14 protein-coding genes are annotated in these 16490 nt (G+C 71.0%); 12 read left to right on the top strand and 2 right to left on the bottom strand.

The window, feature by feature from the left end; translation table 11 throughout:
* Nucleotides 1–18 precede the first annotated feature (18 nt).
* Both HD601_RS25825 and HD601_RS25820 read left to right on the top strand, forming a co-directional pair.
* Nucleotides 19–813, top strand: a complete 795-nt coding sequence (locus HD601_RS25825) for an enoyl-CoA hydratase/isomerase family protein (RefSeq protein ID WP_184826808.1) — start codon at nt 19–21, stop codon at nt 811–813.
* Nucleotides 813–1775: a class I SAM-dependent methyltransferase gene (locus HD601_RS25820; RefSeq protein ID WP_184826806.1), complete on the top strand. Its 963-nt coding sequence runs from the start codon at nt 813–815 to the stop codon at nt 1773–1775. Before HD601_RS25825 ends, HD601_RS25820 begins: the two co-directional genes overlap by 1 nt.
* A gap of 37 nt (nt 1776–1812) precedes the next feature.
* Here HD601_RS25820 and HD601_RS25815 read toward each other — a convergent pair whose 3' ends face one another.
* Nucleotides 1813–2370, bottom strand: a complete 558-nt coding sequence (locus tag HD601_RS25815; RefSeq protein ID WP_184826804.1) for a GNAT family N-acetyltransferase — start codon at nt 2368–2370, stop codon at nt 1813–1815.
* 44 nt (nt 2371–2414) lie between these two features.
* Between HD601_RS25815 and HD601_RS25810 the strand changes: the two genes are divergently transcribed.
* The 8 genes from HD601_RS25810 to HD601_RS25775 all read left to right on the top strand — a co-directional run bounded on the left by HD601_RS25810 (nt 2415) and on the right by HD601_RS25775 (nt 13117).
* Nucleotides 2415–3107 (top strand): acyltransferase, encoded by a 693-nt coding sequence (locus HD601_RS25810; protein WP_184826802.1) that lies wholly within the window; start codon nt 2415–2417, stop codon nt 3105–3107.
* Nucleotides 3108–3393: 286 nt separating this feature from the next.
* Nucleotides 3394–6021, top strand: a complete 2628-nt coding sequence (locus HD601_RS25805) for a choice-of-anchor G family protein (RefSeq protein ID WP_184826800.1) — start codon at nt 3394–3396, stop codon at nt 6019–6021.
* Nucleotides 6022–6634: 613 nt separating this feature from the next.
* A complete protein-coding gene (locus HD601_RS25800; RefSeq protein ID WP_184826798.1) occupies nt 6635–8140 on the top strand; it encodes a choice-of-anchor G family protein in 1506 nt (501 codons plus the stop codon).
* 165 nt (nt 8141–8305) lie between these two features.
* Nucleotides 8306–9070 (top strand): DUF5819 family protein, encoded by a 765-nt coding sequence (locus tag HD601_RS25795; protein WP_184826796.1) that lies wholly within the window; start codon nt 8306–8308, stop codon nt 9068–9070.
* Entirely contained in the window at nt 9067–10194 is a 1128-nt protein-coding gene (locus tag HD601_RS25790; protein WP_184826794.1) for an HTTM domain-containing protein, read from the top strand. Before HD601_RS25795 ends, HD601_RS25790 begins: the two co-directional genes overlap by 4 nt.
* 10 nt (nt 10195–10204) lie before the next feature.
* Nucleotides 10205–11035: a DUF5819 family protein gene (locus tag HD601_RS25785; protein WP_184826792.1), complete on the top strand. Its 831-nt coding sequence runs from the start codon at nt 10205–10207 to the stop codon at nt 11033–11035.
* Complete coding sequence (locus HD601_RS25780; protein ID WP_184826790.1) at nt 11032–12075, top strand: HTTM domain-containing protein; 1044 nt, start codon at nt 11032–11034, stop codon at nt 12073–12075. The genes HD601_RS25785 and HD601_RS25780 overlap by 4 nt, the downstream gene beginning before the upstream one ends.
* 67 nt (nt 12076–12142) lie before the next feature.
* The gene (locus tag HD601_RS25775; RefSeq protein ID WP_221441307.1) at nt 12143–13117 is read left to right on the top strand and encodes a type IV toxin-antitoxin system AbiEi family antitoxin domain-containing protein; all 975 of its coding nucleotides are present in this window, start codon (nt 12143–12145) and stop codon (nt 13115–13117) included.
* A gap of 19 nt (nt 13118–13136) precedes the next feature.
* On the opposite strand, the gene HD601_RS25770 is transcribed toward HD601_RS25775, so the two are convergent.
* Nucleotides 13137–14426, bottom strand: a complete 1290-nt coding sequence (locus HD601_RS25770; protein ID WP_184826788.1) for a glycosyltransferase family 4 protein — start codon at nt 14424–14426, stop codon at nt 13137–13139.
* A gap of 237 nt (nt 14427–14663) precedes the next feature.
* Here HD601_RS25770 and HD601_RS25765 point away from each other — a divergent pair, with 237 nt between their 5' ends.
* Together HD601_RS25765 and HD601_RS25760 are read left to right on the top strand one after the other, a co-directional pair.
* Entirely contained in the window at nt 14664–15449 is a 786-nt protein-coding gene (locus tag HD601_RS25765; RefSeq protein WP_184826786.1) for an electron transfer flavoprotein subunit beta/FixA family protein, read from the top strand.
* An 11-nt stretch (nt 15450–15460) separates the two neighbouring features.
* Entirely contained in the window at nt 15461–16420 is a 960-nt protein-coding gene (locus HD601_RS25760; protein ID WP_184826784.1) for an electron transfer flavoprotein subunit alpha/FixB family protein, read from the top strand.
* The last annotated feature ends 70 nt before the right edge of the window (nt 16421–16490 follow it).

The following is a 16490-nucleotide window of genomic DNA, read 5'->3' as shown; positions in this document are numbered from 1 at the left end:
GCCGGGTACCGTGCCGGGATGAGCGAACGTGAGCACCAGCCCGTGCGCCTGGAGGTCGACGGCGGCGTCGCGACCATCCGGCTGGAGCGGCCGCCGATGAACGCCCTGGACGCCGCCATGCAGGACGGCCTCCTGACGGCCGCGGCCGAGGCGACCGAGCGGCGCGACGTGCGCGCCGTCGTCGTCTACGGCGGCGAGAAGGTCTTCGCGGCCGGCGCCGACATCAAGGAGATGGCGGGCTGGTCCTACACCGACATGGTCGACCGGTCGGTGGCGCTGCAGGCCGCGTTCACCGCCGTCGCGCGCATCCCGAAGCCGACGGTCGCCGCCGTCACCGGGTACGCGCTGGGCGGCGGCTGCGAGCTCACCCTCGCCTGCGACCTGCGCTTCGCCGCCGCCGACGCCAGGCTGGGGCAGCCCGAGATCCTGCTCGGCCTGATCCCCGGCGCCGGCGGCACGCAGCGGCTCTCGCGGCTGGTCGGCCCGTCGCGCGCGAAGGACCTCATCTTCACCGGCCGCATGGTGGGCGCCGACGAGGCGCTGGCCATCGGGCTGGTCGACCGCGTCGTCCCGGCAGGCGAGGACGTGTACGCGGCGGCTGTCGAGTGGGCATCCCGGTTCACGACGGGCCCGGCGTACGCCCTGCGGGCGGCCAAGGAGGCGATCGACGGCGGCCTGTCCACGGACCTCGACACCGGGCTGCAGCTCGAACGGCAGCTGTTCGCCGGGCTGTTCGCCACCGAGGACCGCGGCATCGGGATGCGCTCGTTCATCGAGAACGGTCCCGGCAAGGCCGCCTTCGAGGGCCGCTGATGACGGGGGACGAGCGGCCGCCGACGCGCGAGCCCGCCTCGGCCGAGGACGTCGAGCGGGCCTGGAACGACACCAAGCTGGCTCAGGTGCTCTACCACGACTGGGAGGCGCAGACCTACGACGACAAGTGGTCGATCTCGTTCGACGAGCGCTGCATCTCCTACGCGCGCGACCGCTTCACCGCCGTCGCCGGCCAGCCGGACGCGCCATACGAGAAGGCCCTCGAGATCGGCGCCGGGACGGGGTTCTTCTCACTGAACCTGCGCCAGGCCGGTGTGCTCGACGACGTCACGGTCACCGACATCTCGCCGGGCATGGTCGAGGCGGCGCAGCGCAACGCCCGCGGGCTCGGGTTCGAGATCGCCGGCGAGGTGGCCGACGCCGAGGACCTGCCGTTCCCCGACGAGACGTTCGACGTCGTCGTCGGGCACGCCGTCATCCACCACCTGCCCGACGTCGAGCAGGCGTTCCGCGAGATGCTCCGCGTCCTCAAGCCGGGCGGGCGGGTCGTCATCTGCGGCGAGCCGACGAAGTACGGCGACCGGATCGCGCGGGCGCTGTCGCGGGCCACCTGGTGGGCGGCGACGCGCGCGACGCATCTGCCGCCGTTGAAGCAGAAGTGGGCCCGGCCGCAGGAGGAGCTGGACGAGTCGTCCCGCGCGGCCGCGCTCGAGTCCGTCGTCGACCTGCACACCTTCGACCCCGGCGCGCTGACGGTGCTGGTCACGCGGTCCGGGTTCACCCACGCGCACGCCGTCACCGAGGAGCTGACGGCGGCCTGGTTCGGCTGGCCGGTGCGCACGCTCGAGCACGCCGTCAACCCCGACCGGCTGGGCTGGGGCTGGGCGATGTTCGCGTACAAGAGCTGGCTGCGGCTCTCGGCGGCGGACCGCGTGCTGGCGCGCGTCGTGCCGCGCGAGCTGTTCTACAACGTGTCGGTGACGGCGGTCCGGCCGTCGTAGTGCCCGGGGTGACCTCCGGGGTGACGACGGCGGCGGCTCACGCTGCCGCCGTCGTCGCTCCCAGTTCTGCCGGGAGCCGCGCCAGTGGCTCGCACAGCGTCACCCGCATCGCGTCGTAGCCGTCAGACCGCTCCAGCCGGACCCGGCCGTGCCGGGCCAGCGTCGCGCAGTACCAGTGGTGGCCGGGCAGCCCGACGGTGTAGAGCTCTCGGTAGCCGACCAGCCGGGCCATGGTCACCAGGTGGTCCAGCAGCGTCGAGCCGAGGCCGGCGCGCTGCCAGCGGTCCTCGACGACGACGGCGAGCTCGCCGGTGGCGCCGTCGTCGCGGCCGAGGTTCGCCAGTGCGACGACCGTCCGGTTGGGCGCCTCGGCCACGAGCGCGATGTCGGTGCCGAGGAGCTGCGAGAGGAACCGGCCGGTCATGGCCGGGACGGAGTGGTAGCGGTGCCGGACGGTCTCGGTGGAGCACCGCACGTGCATCGCGCTGACGTCACCGGCATCGCGCGGCGTGGCGGCCCGGATGGTGACCGAGCGCCCGTCGCGGAGCCGGGTGGTGACGCCGGGGCCGGAGAACAGGTGTGCCGAGTTCTTCATCCGACCAGCCTGCGCCGCGGGTGTTTCCGGGTGGTCTCGCCGCCATGACATACCGTGTGGCGATGCCGTTCCGCCGTCCCCGCGACCCCCGGCAGGCGCGCTACCTGACGCCGTCGTCGCTGCGCTGGGTGGTCCGGAACCGGGCCTGGAGCTGGTGGTACCTGGTCCGGTACGCGCGGCTGGCCCGGCTGCGGCTTCGCCATCCCGAGGTGGTCACCGAGGGCATGGTGTTCCTCGGCCGGCGGGCGCGGGTCTCCGGGCGGCCCGGGTACGGACGGGTGGTGCTCGGGCGATGGGTGCACATCGGCGACGGGACCCGGCTCCTCGCGCACGAGGGGACGCTGCGCGTCGGCGACAAGGCGGTGTTCGGCTCGTCGTCGACCATCACCTGTTATCTGGACGTCGAGATCGGCGCCCGGACGCTGGTGGCCGACTGGGTCTACGTCACCGACTTCGACCACCGCTTCGACGACCTCGCGACGCCGATCAAGGACCAGGGGATCGTGAAGTCGCCGGTGCGGATCGGCCCGGACGGCTGGCTCGGGGTGAAGGTGACGGTGCTCCGCGGCGCCGTCGTGGGGCGCGGCTGCGTGCTGGCCGCTCACGCCGTCGTCCGCGGCACGGTCCCGGACCACGCCGTCGCCGGGGGAGTTCCGGCGAGAATTCTCAAGCACCGCGGAAATCCGGCGGTTTCAGCGGAAAGCGGGGAAGTCGATTGTCCGGATCGGCGGAATTAGCGCCGGTCTGAGCGTCGTATTCTGTCCGTATTCTCCGCTACGGAGCCTTCGCTCGCATTTGGTGTTCCACCGCGAGTAATTCCTCAATTCTCAAGGTCAACACGTCTGTCGGGCCAGTACGATCACACAGCAAAGGCCCGGTCCTCGACCTACGTCGCGCCCATCGTCCGCCATTCTCGGCGGCGGCGCGGAGGCATCGTCCCCGAACAGACCAAGGAGAGCAGGAATGGCTTCCTGGGAAAGACATCGCCGGCGCCGGGTAGCGGCAACGCTCCTGGCGGCTGGAGTGGCCCCGGTAGTCGCCGTCGGTGCATGGCTCGTTCCGGCATCGGCAGCCGAAGGTGACGAATCGCGTGCGGCGGCGCGATTCCTGAGCGGAGAGGTCCTCGGGACCGATCTCGACAGCCTGGTCGAACTGGCCGGCGTCGAGGTCGAGAACCTCGGGGAGGCCGAGCCGGTCACCGACGCGAACCCGCTCGACCTCACGGTCCTCGACACGCTGAACGTGTCGCTGCCGGGCGGGGTGCAGCTGCCGCTGAGCGACATCATCCAGCTCGGCGCCGTCAACCAGTGGGCGTCGGCCGAGGACGGCGGCACCTCGCACGCCGCCACCGGCGCGGTCGCCGACAACGGCGGCGTCGGGACCGGCGCCGAGGCCGGCTTCCCCGGCAACGCGACGTTCGACCTCACCGACCTGCTCGGTGACGCGCTGACCGACCTGATCGCCGACCTCGAGCTCGAGCTCGGCGCCGTCTCGTCCGAGGCGCACCTGGCGCCCGCGGGCGAGGAGTTCGAGGTCACCCGCGACTACGAGATCGCCGGCGGTCAGCTGACGCTGACACTTCCCCTGCTCGCCGATCTCCTCCCCGCGGTCCAGGACGCCGTCGGCACCGTCGACGAGGTCGTCAACGGCCTGGCCGGTCCCGAGGGCACCATCGCCCAGACCCTCTCGACCGTCGAGGGGCTGCTGAGCCTCCTGTCGGTCGCGGGCGTCGAGAACCCCGACATCACGGTCTCGCTCGAGACCGACCTGGCCGGCGCCGTCGAGGAGCTGCTCAACACCACCCTCGGCGAGGGCACGGGCGTCGAGCTGAACCTCGGCGCGGGCACGCTGGTCATCGACCTCGACACGCTCGCCGGCGGCCTGAACGACCAGGCGCCGAACACAGAGCTGCTGAGCAACGCCGTCATCGACCAGCTCGCCGAGACCATCGGCACCCTGCTCGACACGCTGGTCACCGACATTGTCGAGACGGTCGAGAACGCGCTGCGGGCGGCGACCCTCGACATCAAGATCTACGCCGAGGTGGGCGGGCTGCTGTCCGGCACGCTGGACCTGCAGCTCACCGGCACGCTGGCCGACGTCATCACCGGCGAGGCCGAGTTCGTCAACAACAGCAGCGGTGTCGTCATCGGCCTCATCTCGTCGCTGATCGCACCCGTGCTCGACACGCTGATCACCACGGTCGGCGGACTGGTCGAGGACCTCGTGTTCGCCGAGGGCGGGCCGCTCACCACGCTGGGCGAGACGGTCGCCGGCCTGGTCGGGTCGCTGACCGACCAGCTCACCCCGGTGGGCGAGCTGCTCGCGTCGATCCTGTCGATCAAGCTCAACGTGCAGGACGACCAGCCGGCGACGCCGGTGAGCGCGCTGGCCCGGGCCGCGGACGGTCCGTACAGCGTGGCGGCCCTCGAGGTGACGGCGCTGCCGTCGGCTCCGGTCGCGGTCGTGACGCTGGCCGAGTCCACGGTCGGCCCCAACACCGTCGCCGACGACGGTGGTGAGACCGAGGTCGAGGGCACGGAGACCGAGGTCGAGGGCACCGAGGTCGAGGGCACCGAGGTCGAGGGCACTGAGGTCGACGGTACGGAGACTGAGGTCGACGGGACCGAGGTGGACGGCACCGAGGTGGACGGGACCGAAGTGGACGGTACGGAGACTGAGGTCGACGGGACCGAGGTCGACGGCACTGAGGTGGACGGGACCGAGGTCGACGGCACTGAGGTCGACGGGACTGAGGTCGACGGGACTGAGGTCGACGGGACCGAGGTCGACGGCACTGAGGTGGACGGGACTGAGGTCGACGGCACTGAGGTCGACGGCACTGAGGTGGACGGCACTGAGGTCGACGGGACCGAAGTGGACGGCACCGAGGTGGACGGGACCGAGGTCGACGGGACCGAGGTCGACGGGACCGAAGTGGACGGCACCGAGGTCGACGGGACCGAGGTCGACGGGACCGAGGTCGACGGCACTGAGGTCGACGGCACTGAGGTGGACGGCACCGAGGTCGACGGGACCGAGGTCGACGGGACCGAGGTGGACGGCACCGAGGTCGACGGGACCGAGGTCGACGGGACCGAGGTGGACGGCACCGAGGTCGACGGGACCGAGGTCGACGGGACCGAGGTCGACGGCACTGAGGTCGACGGGACCGAGGTCGACGGGACCGAGGTCGACGGGACCGAGGTCGACGGGACCGAGGTCGACGGCACCGAGGTCGACGGCAGTGAAGTCGACGGCACTGAAGTCGACGGTTCCGAGACGGCGGGTACTGAGACCGAGGTCGAGGGCACCGAGGTCGACGGGACCGAGGTGGACGGCGTCGAAACAGCCGGCACCGAGACCGAGACCGCCGGCACCGAGACCGAGGTCGACGGCTCCGAGGTCGACGGCGCGGAGGTCGACGGCGTCGACACGGCCGGGGGTGACAACGACCCCGACCCGGCGGTCGAGGACAACGGCACCGACGACGACGGTCAGGAGGACCGCGGCGCGGACAACGACGACGAGCACCTGCCCGACACCGGTAACGGGTCGAGCCAGCTGCTGATCGTCGGCCTGGGCCTGATGCTCTCCGGTGGGCTCGCCGCCTACGCGGTCAGCCGCAGGCGGGGCATCGGCCAGGGCTGAGCCGAACGCACCGAAACGCACTGAGAACGGCGGCCGGTGGTCGTGGATCCGGAACTCCGGGTTCACACCATCGGCCGCCGTCATTCCCGGCCATACCGCCGCACTGCCGACTGACATATGCACAACGCATGGCGCCATCAGCCGAATGGCCCCATCGCACTCCGCTCAATGGTGCTCTGACCAGGACATAGGGCGGAAAAGTGGAGGGCCGGCAACGGGTCCGCGTGTCGGCCGTTGGTAACGATTGGGTCACGGCGGGCACTCTCTCGGTTTAGACCAGAGGTCCCGTTTTGCACACTGCGGCGAGGGCCGATTCGCCCCTTTCGCCCTAGTTCTGCGCGGCGTTAGCTCCCCGTTCGTCCGGATCGCCCCGTAAAAGGGTGTAAGAAACGAGTGTCCCTCTTTATGGCAAACACCGCGATAGGGCCTTTCGAGGCTTAGGGGACGACGCGAGGCGAATGGGCGGTCGGTGTCCCGGGATGCAAATTCACCAAGTACGAGACACGCCTCTGGAGCGGTTGTAGGTTCATGATCACGCTTCGCCGGCCAAGGCACATCTGATGGCCGCTGCGAAGGAGCCCGCCATGAAAATGCAAATGCCAGAGGAGAAGGCATGCCTGCAACACCTGTTATGCGCCGGCGTCGCGCAGCAGCAACGCTGCTCGCAGCTGGTATTGCCCCGGTTTTCGCTGTCGGCGCGTGGCTCACGCCCGCCGCAGCGGCCGAGGGTGACGAGTCGCGCGCCGGTGCGCGATTCCTGGACGGCACCGTCCTGGGTACCGACCTGGACGAGATCGCCGAGCTCGCCGGCGTCGAGGTCGAGAACCTCGGCCAGGCCGACCCGGTCACCGAGGCGAACCCGCTGGACGTCACGCTGCTCGACTCCATCAACATCACCATCGAGGACGGCATCCAGCTGCCTCTCGAGGACATCATCAAGATCGGTGCCGCGAACCAGTGGGCCACCGCTGAGGACGGCGCCATCTCGCACGCCGCCACCGGCGCGGTCGCCGACAACGGCGCCATCGGCACGGGCGTCGACGCCGGCTTCCCGGCCAACGCCACGTTCGACCTGACCGACCTGCTCGGCGAGGGCATCACCGACACGATCGCCGACGTCGAGCTCGAGCTCGGCGCCGTCTCGTCCGAGGCTCACCTCGAGCCGTCGGGCGACGACTTCGAGGTCTCGCGCGACTACGAGATCGCCGGTGGCGAGCTCCGTGTCACGGTTCCGCTGCTCGGTGGGCTCGACCTCGAGCTCGGCGACGACGCCGCCATCTGGATCGAGGACGGCACCATCGTCATCGACCTGAGCGCGATCTTCGAGAGCCTGAACGACCTCCCGCCGAACAGCGAGCTGATCGGTGACGGCCTGTTCAACATCCTCGACGACCTGCTGGGCGAGCTGCTCGGCGACCTCGGCGAGGGCCTGGGCGACCTGCTCGGCGACCTCGGCGTCGACGACCTCACCAACGGCCTGGCCGACGCCCTGACCGACATCCTGTCGATCAAGGTCAACGTCCAGCCGGACCAGGCGGAGGCCGGCATGGCCATGCCGACCTCGGCGCGCACCGCGGTCAACGTCGAGAAGGCTTCGACCTCCGAGACCTACAGCGTCGCGGCCGTGCAGGTCACCCTGCTCGGTGGCCTCGACAACGGCGGCGTCTCCGTGACGCTGGCCGAGTCGCACGTCGGCCCGAACACGCTGGCCGACGAGGCCGAGACCGAGGTCGACGGCACCGAGACCGAGGTCGACGGCACCGAGGTCGACGGCACCGAGGTGGATGGCACCGAGGTCGACGGGACCGAGGTCGACGGCACCGAGGTGGATGGCACCGAGGTCGACGGCACCGAGACCGAGGTCGACGGCACCGAGGTCGACGGCACCGAGACCGAGGTTGACGGCACCGAGACCGAGGTCGACGGCACCGAGGTCGACGGTGACGACGACGGCGACAACGACGCCAACGGCAACGAGGACGGCAACGACGACGGCGGCGAGCTGCCCGACACCGGTGCCGGCTCGAGCCAGCTCCTGATCCTCGGCCTGGGCCTGGTCCTGGCCGGTGGCATCGCGGCCTACGCCGTGAGCCGTCGCCGCGGTCTGACCGTCGAGTGACACAGCACCACCAGCACCACTGAGCACCATCAGCAACGCGGAGTAGCACCACGGCTCCGGTGATCGATCACGGTGGGTCCGCTCCCAAGCCATGGGTGTGGACCCACCGGATCGGCGTTTCCGGGGTCGGTCGAACCAGGCGGTCGACACACGAGGGCAGGCACGATGCAGGACCAGGAGACAACGGCAGCGGCGCACGAGCAGAAGCAGCAGCCGCGGCCGACATGGATCAAGGTGGTCGCCGGCGCGCTGGGCGCGGTGCTGGTCGCCCACCTGCTGGCGACGGCGGTGTTCGTCGGGCCGGCGAACGCCGCGAAGACGACGCTGGGCTCGTCGCTCACGAACTACATGCAGCCCTATTTCCAGCAGGAGTGGAGCCTCTTCGCCCCGACGCCCATCAGCGTCGAGTACTCCATGCTGGTGCGCGGCTGGTACGACGCCGACACCTCGACGGAGTGGGTGAACGTCACCGACCTCGAGATCGAGGGCAACATCCTGCACAGTCTGGCGCCGTCGCGGGCCGGCATCGTCACCCGCAGGCTGGCCGGCAACATGCGTAAGCAGTACCGGCTCGTCACGGCCGCCGAGCGTGAGACGCTGGCCGGCAACTACCACGAGAACGCGTGGGCCCGCATGGAGGAGCGCATGCTCGCCGAGGCCGACCGCAGCTCCGACGCGCGCATCTCCTACGTGCTGCGCCTGGACCGCGCCATGACGGCGTACGCCACCCAGTTCGTCTGGGCCTGGTGGGGCCGCGACTCCGGCATCCAGTTCGTCGAGGTGCAGCTGCAAGAAACCCGCGCGCCGCGCTTCGACGACCGCGGCGACGACCCTTCGATGACGGTGCGCGAGTTCGGCCGCCGTCCGCTCTATCAGTACGACGGCCAGGACAGCGACGCGTTCGCCGAGGCCATCGGGAGGTTCCGGTGATCGGGTCCGCCGTCGACCGGGCGCTGGACGGCATCGCCGCCACCGTCGGCAAGGGCGAGGAGTGGCTCCTCGGCGCCAAGCGCGCGACGTACGGTGTCGCCGTCGTCCGCGTCATCTTCGGCGGCGCGGCCGTCTGGTTCCTGCTCGCCAACTTCAGCAACCGGCACTACCTGTGGGGCGACGCCGCGCAGTGGATGTCGCCGCTGGAGCGCAACGGCGGCTTCGGCTTCCCGTTCACGCTCTTCGAGGGCGGCAGCGACCCCACGATGCTGACGGTGAAGGTGCTGATCGTCCTCGCACTGGCGATCCTCTTCACGCTCGGCTGGCGCACCCGGGTCGTCGCGCCGGCGCTGCTGATCTGCTGGGTCAGCCTCATCGAGTCGAACCCGCTCTACGGCGACCAGAGCGACAACATCTTCCGCATCCTGCTCATCTACCTGTGCTTCGCCGACCTGTCCGGACGGTGGTCGCTCGACGCCCGCCGCCGCGCGCGGCAGGAGCAGGGCCTCAGCCGGCGCCTGTGGCCGCGTCGGTTCACGCCCGAGGGGCTACGCCGCGGCTCGGCCCGGCTCGGCGTCCTGATCCACAACCTCGCCGTCGTCGCCGTCGCCGCGCAGATCTGCATCATCTACGTCGCCTCGGCGCTGTACAAGGTGCAGGGCGAGCCGTGGCAGGAGGGCACCGCCGTCTACTACCCGATGCAGGTGGGGCAGTACCGGCCGTGGCCGTGGCTCAACGACCTGCTGTCGGCGAACGCGTTCGGCGTGCTGGTCGTCTCGTACTTCTCCGTCTTCATCCAGCTGTTCTTCCCGCTGATGCTGCTGCGCCGCGGCACCCGCGTCGTCGCGCTGCTGGGCGTCCTCGGCATGCACGCAGGCATCGGGATCATCATGGGCCTGCCGTTCTTCTCGCTGTTCATCATGGCCGGCGACCAGGTGTTCATCCGCGACTCCACGTACCAGGCCATCGCGGCGCGGGTCCGGAGCGGCTGGGAGGAACGACGGCGACGGCGGCGGCCGGGTGCCGCGTCACCCGGCGGGGGAGTCCCGCCCCAGGGTGGCCGGCCGGCCGCAGCGCACGCCGTCGGCGAGGAGGCTCCGGCCGAGCCCGTGCCCACCAGGTAGCCTGGCCCGCGTGCCGAACGAGAGGCCGGACGAGCGGCCGGACGAGAGGCTGGCCGACAGCCGGAACGACGGCGTAGCCGACGGCCGGGGCGCCCAGGTGCCGCCCATCGCGAAGGGCGTCGCGTTCTTCCTGGTCGGCGTCGTCGCGCTGCACTTCGCGATGACGTTCCTCTGGAACGCGCCCGCCAACCCGATCAAGGACTCCATCGGCGGTCAGGTGTCCGGGTACATGCGCCCGTTCTTCCAGCAGAACTGGAGCCTGTTCGCGCCCAACCCCGTCAACGCCGAGGACGAGATCCTGGTGCGGGCGCAGGTCGAGGACCCGCAGACCGGCGCCCTGCGCACGACGGAGTGGGAGGAGCCGACCCGGCTCGAGTGGACGCTGATCCACCACGATCCCGCGCCGTCGCGGGCCAGCCGGCTGACGTCGAACCTGCACCGCCGCGTCAACACAGCGTGGAACGCGCTGAGCGACGAGCAGCAGGAGATCGTCGCGCGCGACTACACCGACATGCCCGACTGGGTGCCGCTGGCCGACGACCTCATCGCGGCGCAGGGCGGCGAGACGTCGTCGCGGGTGGCCAACATCGTCCGCGCCGACCGCGTCGCCACCGGCTACGCCACCCAGTTCGCCCGGGCGATGTGGGGTGAGGACGTCGTCGCCGTCCAGTTCCAGCTGGTCCGCACGCCGGTGCCGCGCTGGGACGTCCGCTTCGACCCCGTCCCCGAGAACCCGCAGCAGACCACGCGCGACTTCGGCTGGCGCCCGGCGCTCGTCGACCCGAACCAGGACGAGACCGCCTTCGCCGACGTCGTCGACGGGCTGGTGGAGAACCGATGATCGGCGATGCTCTCCGGGTCGTGACCGGCGCCGTCGGGCGGACCGTCGACGCCGGCGAACGCTGGCTGTTCGACGGCAAGAAGGCCACCCATGGGCTGGCCGCGATGCGCATCCTCATCGGCGTCGCGATCCTCGGCTCGCTCACCGTCAACTTCACCAACCGGCACTACGTGTGGGGCCCGGGCGCGCGCTGGCTGACCCCCTGGCTCACCGTCGACGAGTACGGCTTCCCGTTCACCGCCGTCTTCGCCTACGACGACAACACCACCGTCTTCACGCTGAAGTACCTGCTGCTGGCCGCGCTCGCCGTCGCGTTCACGCTGGGCTGGCGCACCCGCGTCGTGACGCCGCTGCTGATGATCGGCATCGCCAGCCTGATGCGTCTCAACCCGCTGGGCGACGACGCCGGCGACAACATCGTGCGCATCATGCTGCTGTTCCTGTGCTTCGCCGACGTGTCCATGCGCTGGTCGCTGGACGCCCGCCGCCGGGCCCGGCCCGACTACCGCCCGCTGATCGCGCTGCCGCCGTGGACCGGCACGCTCTTCCACAACGTCGCGCTCATGGCCGTGGCCGCGCAGGTCTTCATCATCTACATGACCTCCGGGCTGTCGAAGGTCCAGGGCAGCATGTGGCAGGAGGGCGTCGGCCTGTACTACCCGCTGCGCATCGGCCAGTACGCCCCCTGGCCCGGGTTGAACGAACTCGTCTACACCAACGGGTTCTTCGTCACGATCGGCAGCTACGTGACGGTGTTCGTGCAGGTCCTGTTCCCGCTGCTGTTGCTGCGGCGAGGGACCCGGGTGCTGGCGCTGCTGGCGATCTTCGCCATGCACGTCGGCATCGCCGTCACCATGGCGCTGCCCTGGTTCTCGCTGGCCATGATCGCCGCCGACATGGTCTTCATCCGCGACGACACCTACCGCGCCCTGACCCGCTGGCTCACGCGCGCCCGCCGCAGCCAAGCTCCCGACCCCGAGCCCTCACCGCCCGAACCCACCCATGATCATCGGCGATCGCTGGCGCCAGAGCACCAGTGATCGCCGATGATGTCGGTTGTCCACAGGCCGATTCGCGCGACTTCCGCGATTCGCGCAGGCTGGTGCCGTGGACATCGAGGACCTCATCGCCGGCCAGGACGGCGTGGTCAGCCGTGCGCAGGCGCTCGCGAGCGGGCTGACCGAGGACGCGCTGACCTGGCTGCTGCGGTCGGGCCGCTGGCGTCGGGTCCACGCCGGTGTGTACGCCACGTTCACGGGGCCGTTGCCCTTCGCGGCGCAGGTGTGGGCGGCGATCCTGCGTGCGGGCCGCGGCGCGGTGGCCAGTCACCGGACCGCGGCCTATCTGGACGGCCTGTGTGACGACCCGGGCCCGACGGTGCACGTCACCGCGCCCGCCGAACGACACGTGCGGGGCAAGGTCGACGGTGTTCGGGTCCACTACGCGCATCGACTCGCCCTGACCCGGCATCCGGCCAAGACCCCGCCCCGGACCCGGGTCGAGGACACCGTGCTGGACCTCGTCGACACCGCATCGCACCCGCGCGAGGCGGAAGGCTGGGTGACGGCGGCCTGTCAGCGCCGCGCGACCACGCCGGAACGACTCGCCGACGCCCTGGCACGGCGGAAGAAGATCCGCTGGCGGGCCATGGTCGAGGCGATGCTCACCGATGTCGCCGAGGGCGCGCAGTCACCACTCGAACTGCGCCACCTGCGCCGGGTCGAACGCGCCCACGGCCTGCCCACCGGCTGCCGCCAACGCCGCGTCGCCGGCCGGCGCGTCATCTGGATCGATGTCGACTACGAGCAGTACCGCGTGCGAGTCGAGCTCGACGGCCGCGTCGGGCACACCGGCGAAGGCCGGTTCCGCGACCACCAGCGCGACAACCGCGCCACCGTCGACGGCCACGCGACGCTGCGCTACGGCCACGCCGACGTGTTCACCGACCCATGCGGCGTCGCCGCCGAACAGGCCCGCGTCCTCACCGCCCGCGGCTGGACCGGCACACCACGCTCCTGCCGGCCCGGCTGCCCTGTGGACACTCGTGATCATCGGCGATTGCTGGCGTCGGAACACCAGTGATCGCCGATGATCATGGGAACTACACTTCGCCGCGGACGCGGCGCCAGGCCTGCTGCACCGAGGCGGGCCGGTCGGCGAGGATGTTGCCGTCGGCGGCGGGTGCGGGGCGCGGGCGGGGCGGACGGGGGTCGGCCACCGCGGCCGCGTAGACCTTCTCGGTCTCGCGGGCGACGGCGGTCCAGACGTACTCGGTGGCGATGCGCTGGTGGGCGGCCCGGACCAGGCGCTGCGACAGACCGGGCTCCTCGAGCAGCCGCATGGCCGCCGACGCGAGGTCGCTGGGGTCGCGCGGCGGGACCAGCAGGCCCGTCACGTCGTGCTCGATGACCTCGCGCAGGCCGCCGCTGTCGCCGGCGATGACGGGGGTGCCGGCCGCGCACGCCTCGAGCGCCACGATGCCGAACGGCTCGTACGACGACGGCACCAGGGCGACGTCGGCCGCGCCGAAGAGCGCCGCGAGCTCGGGCTGGCCCATGCGCCCGGCGAACTGCACGACGTGGTCGATCTGCAGGCGCTGCGCCAGCCGCCGCAGGTTGACCTCCTGCGACCCGGCGCCGGCCAGGACCAGCCGGGCGTCGTGGTGGCGCTGCCGAATGAGCGACAGTGCCTCGATGCAGACGTCGACGCCCTTCTCCCATTCGAGGCGTCCGCCGAACACCAGCAGCGGCGTCTTGGGCGGGATGCCGAACCGCTCGCGCGTCGCCCGCCGCGCCTCGGCCGTGGTGCGCCAGGCCGGGTGGTCGACGGCGTTGCGGATGACGGTGAGGTCCTCGGGTGGCACGTCGAACGCGGCCGCGGCCTCGACCCGCATGGCCTCGGAGCAGACGATGGAGCGCGTGGCCTCGGCGACCAGCCAGGCCTCGATGTCGTGCCGGGCCCGCGACAGCGGCGTCGACAGCCAGCCGTCCCAGAGGCCCGCCTCGGTGGCGTGGATGGTGGCGACGAGCGGCGCGTCGATGGCACGGGCGACGTTGATGCCGGCGTGGGCGTCGACCCAGTCGTGGGCGTGGACGACGTCGGGCATCCACTCGCGGGTCAGGCGATGGGCGGTGCGCATGAGGCTGGTGTTGAGTGCCAGCACCCACGGCACGAGGTCCTCACCGCGCTCCCCGGCCGGGGGATCGGGCGGCGCCCGGAAGACGCGCACGCCCTTGTCGTCCTCTTCCTCGGGCATGCCCGGGGCGGACTGGGTGACGACGGCGACGTCATGACCGTCGGCGACGAGACCCTCGGTGAGGCGGTGGACGTGACGCCCGAGACCGCCGTAGATCACTGGCGGGTACTCCCACGAAACGACAAGTATCCGCATCGCGCGATCATTTCACAGTGGGGCCGTGATCGGGACCGAGTGAGGACGGCGAAAACGGGTAGGGGCGGCCGTTCCGGACTGTGACGTGTTGCACGTCAACCGGGCTTGGACTGCTGGTTACCTGTCGGTAACATCGGGACTCTCGAAGGCCCTCCCACCTCGGTGTGGGCTAGCCTCGCGAGGGACGCCGCGACGGCGTCGCGCCACCCACCCGGCCTAGGAGGTCGCAACCCGGCCATGAAGATCGTGACCCTGGTCAAGCACGTTCCGGACGCCACCGCGGATCGGAGTTTCACCGCTGCCGACAACACCACTGATCGTGCCGGTGTCGACGGCCTGTTGTCCGAGCTCGACGAGTACGCCGTCGAAGAGGCCCTCAAGGTCGCCGATGCCGGCGAGGACGTCGAGATCGTCGCCCTGACGATGGGCCCCGACGGCGCCGACGCCGCTCTGAAGAAGGCGCTGCAGATGGGCGCGGACTCCGGCGTGCACGTCGTCGACGACTCCCTGCACGGGTCCGACGCGCTGGCCACCGCCCGGGTGCTGGCGGCCGCCGTCACCAAGATCGGCGACGTCGATCTGGTCCTGACCGGTATGGCGTCGACCGACGGCGCCATGAGTGTGGTCCCGGCGATGCTGGCCGAGCACCTCGGGCTGGCGCACGTGGGCTTCGTCGGCGAGCTGGCGGTCGACGGGGCCACGGTGACGGCGCGGCGCGACGGCGACACCGCGTCGGAGACCATCGAGGCCGCCCTGCCCGCGGTGGTGGCGGTGACCGACCAGATCAACGAGCCGCGGTATCCGTCGTTCAAGGGGATCATGGCGGCGAAGAAGAAGCCGGTCGAGTCGTGGTCGCTGGCCGACCTGGGGGTCGACGGCGGCAGTGTCGGCCTGGGTGGGGCCGCCACGGTCGTGCGTGAGGTCGTCAAGCGCCCGGAGCGCGCCGCGGGCACGGTGGTGACCGATGAGGGTGACGGCGGCGTGAAGCTGGCCGAGTTCCTCGCCGCGCAGAAGCTCATCTGAGAGGGATGGCGATGGCTGAGATTCTGGTTCTGGTCGACCACGTCGACGGTGAGGTCCGCAAGACCACGCTCGAGTTGCTGACGCTGGCCCGGCGTGCGGGTGAGCCGGCCGCCGTCTTCTTGGGGTCGGGCTACCACGAGGCGGCCCGCGAGGCGTTGGGGCAGTACGGCGCGGTGAAGGTGTATGTGGTCGAGGCGGGCGAGTTCGAGCAGTACCTCGTCGTGCCGAAGGCCGAGGCGCTGGCGCAGATCGCGTCCTCGTCCGGCGCGGCCGGCGTGTTGCTGACCTCGTCGCCGGAGGGGAAGGAGATCGCGGCCCGGCTCGCGGTGAAGCTCGGCTCCGGCGTCATCACCGACGCCACCGATGTCACTGGTGTCGCCCCCGATCTGATCACCACGCAGTCCGTGTTCGCCGGCGGCTACACAGTGACCGCGCAGGTCACCACCGGGACGCCGGTCATCACGGTGAAGCCCAACGCCGTCACCCCCGAACCCGCACCCGCGACCCCGGCGGAGGAGAAGGTGGCGGTCGCGTTCTCCGAGGCCGCCACGAAGGCACGCATCGTCGAGCGCAAGCCGCGCGCCGCGACCGGCCGGCCCGAACTGACCGAGGCATCGATCGTGGTCTCCGGCGGACGGGGCACCGGCGGCGACTTCGCCCCGGTCGAGGCGCTGGCCGACGCCCTGGGCGCGGCCGTGGGCGCGTCCCGCGCGGCGGTGGACTCGGGCTGGTACCCGCACGCCTACCAGGTCGGGCAGACCGGCAAGACCGTCTCCCCCCAGTTGTATCTGGCCGCGGGGATCTCCGGCGCGATCCAGCACCGGGCCGGCATGCAGACGTCGAAGACCATCGTCGTGGTCAACAAGGACCCCGAGGCGCCCATCTTCGCGATGGCCGACTTCGGCGTCGTCGGCGACCTCCACACCGTCCTCCCGCAGGCCACCGCGGAGATCCAGAAGCGCAAGAGCTGATCCATCGACGACGGCGGCCGGCTCCCCACACGTGCGGGGACCGGCCGCCGTCGCACGTCGTAAACTGGAC

Origin of the sequence: Jiangella mangrovi (assembly GCF_014204975.1) — a bacterium.
Lineage (GTDB): Bacteria > Actinomycetota > Actinomycetes > Jiangellales > Jiangellaceae > Jiangella > Jiangella mangrovi.
The sequence above is the reverse complement of the archived record's forward strand: the minus strand, read 5'-3'. Positions and strand labels throughout refer to the sequence as shown.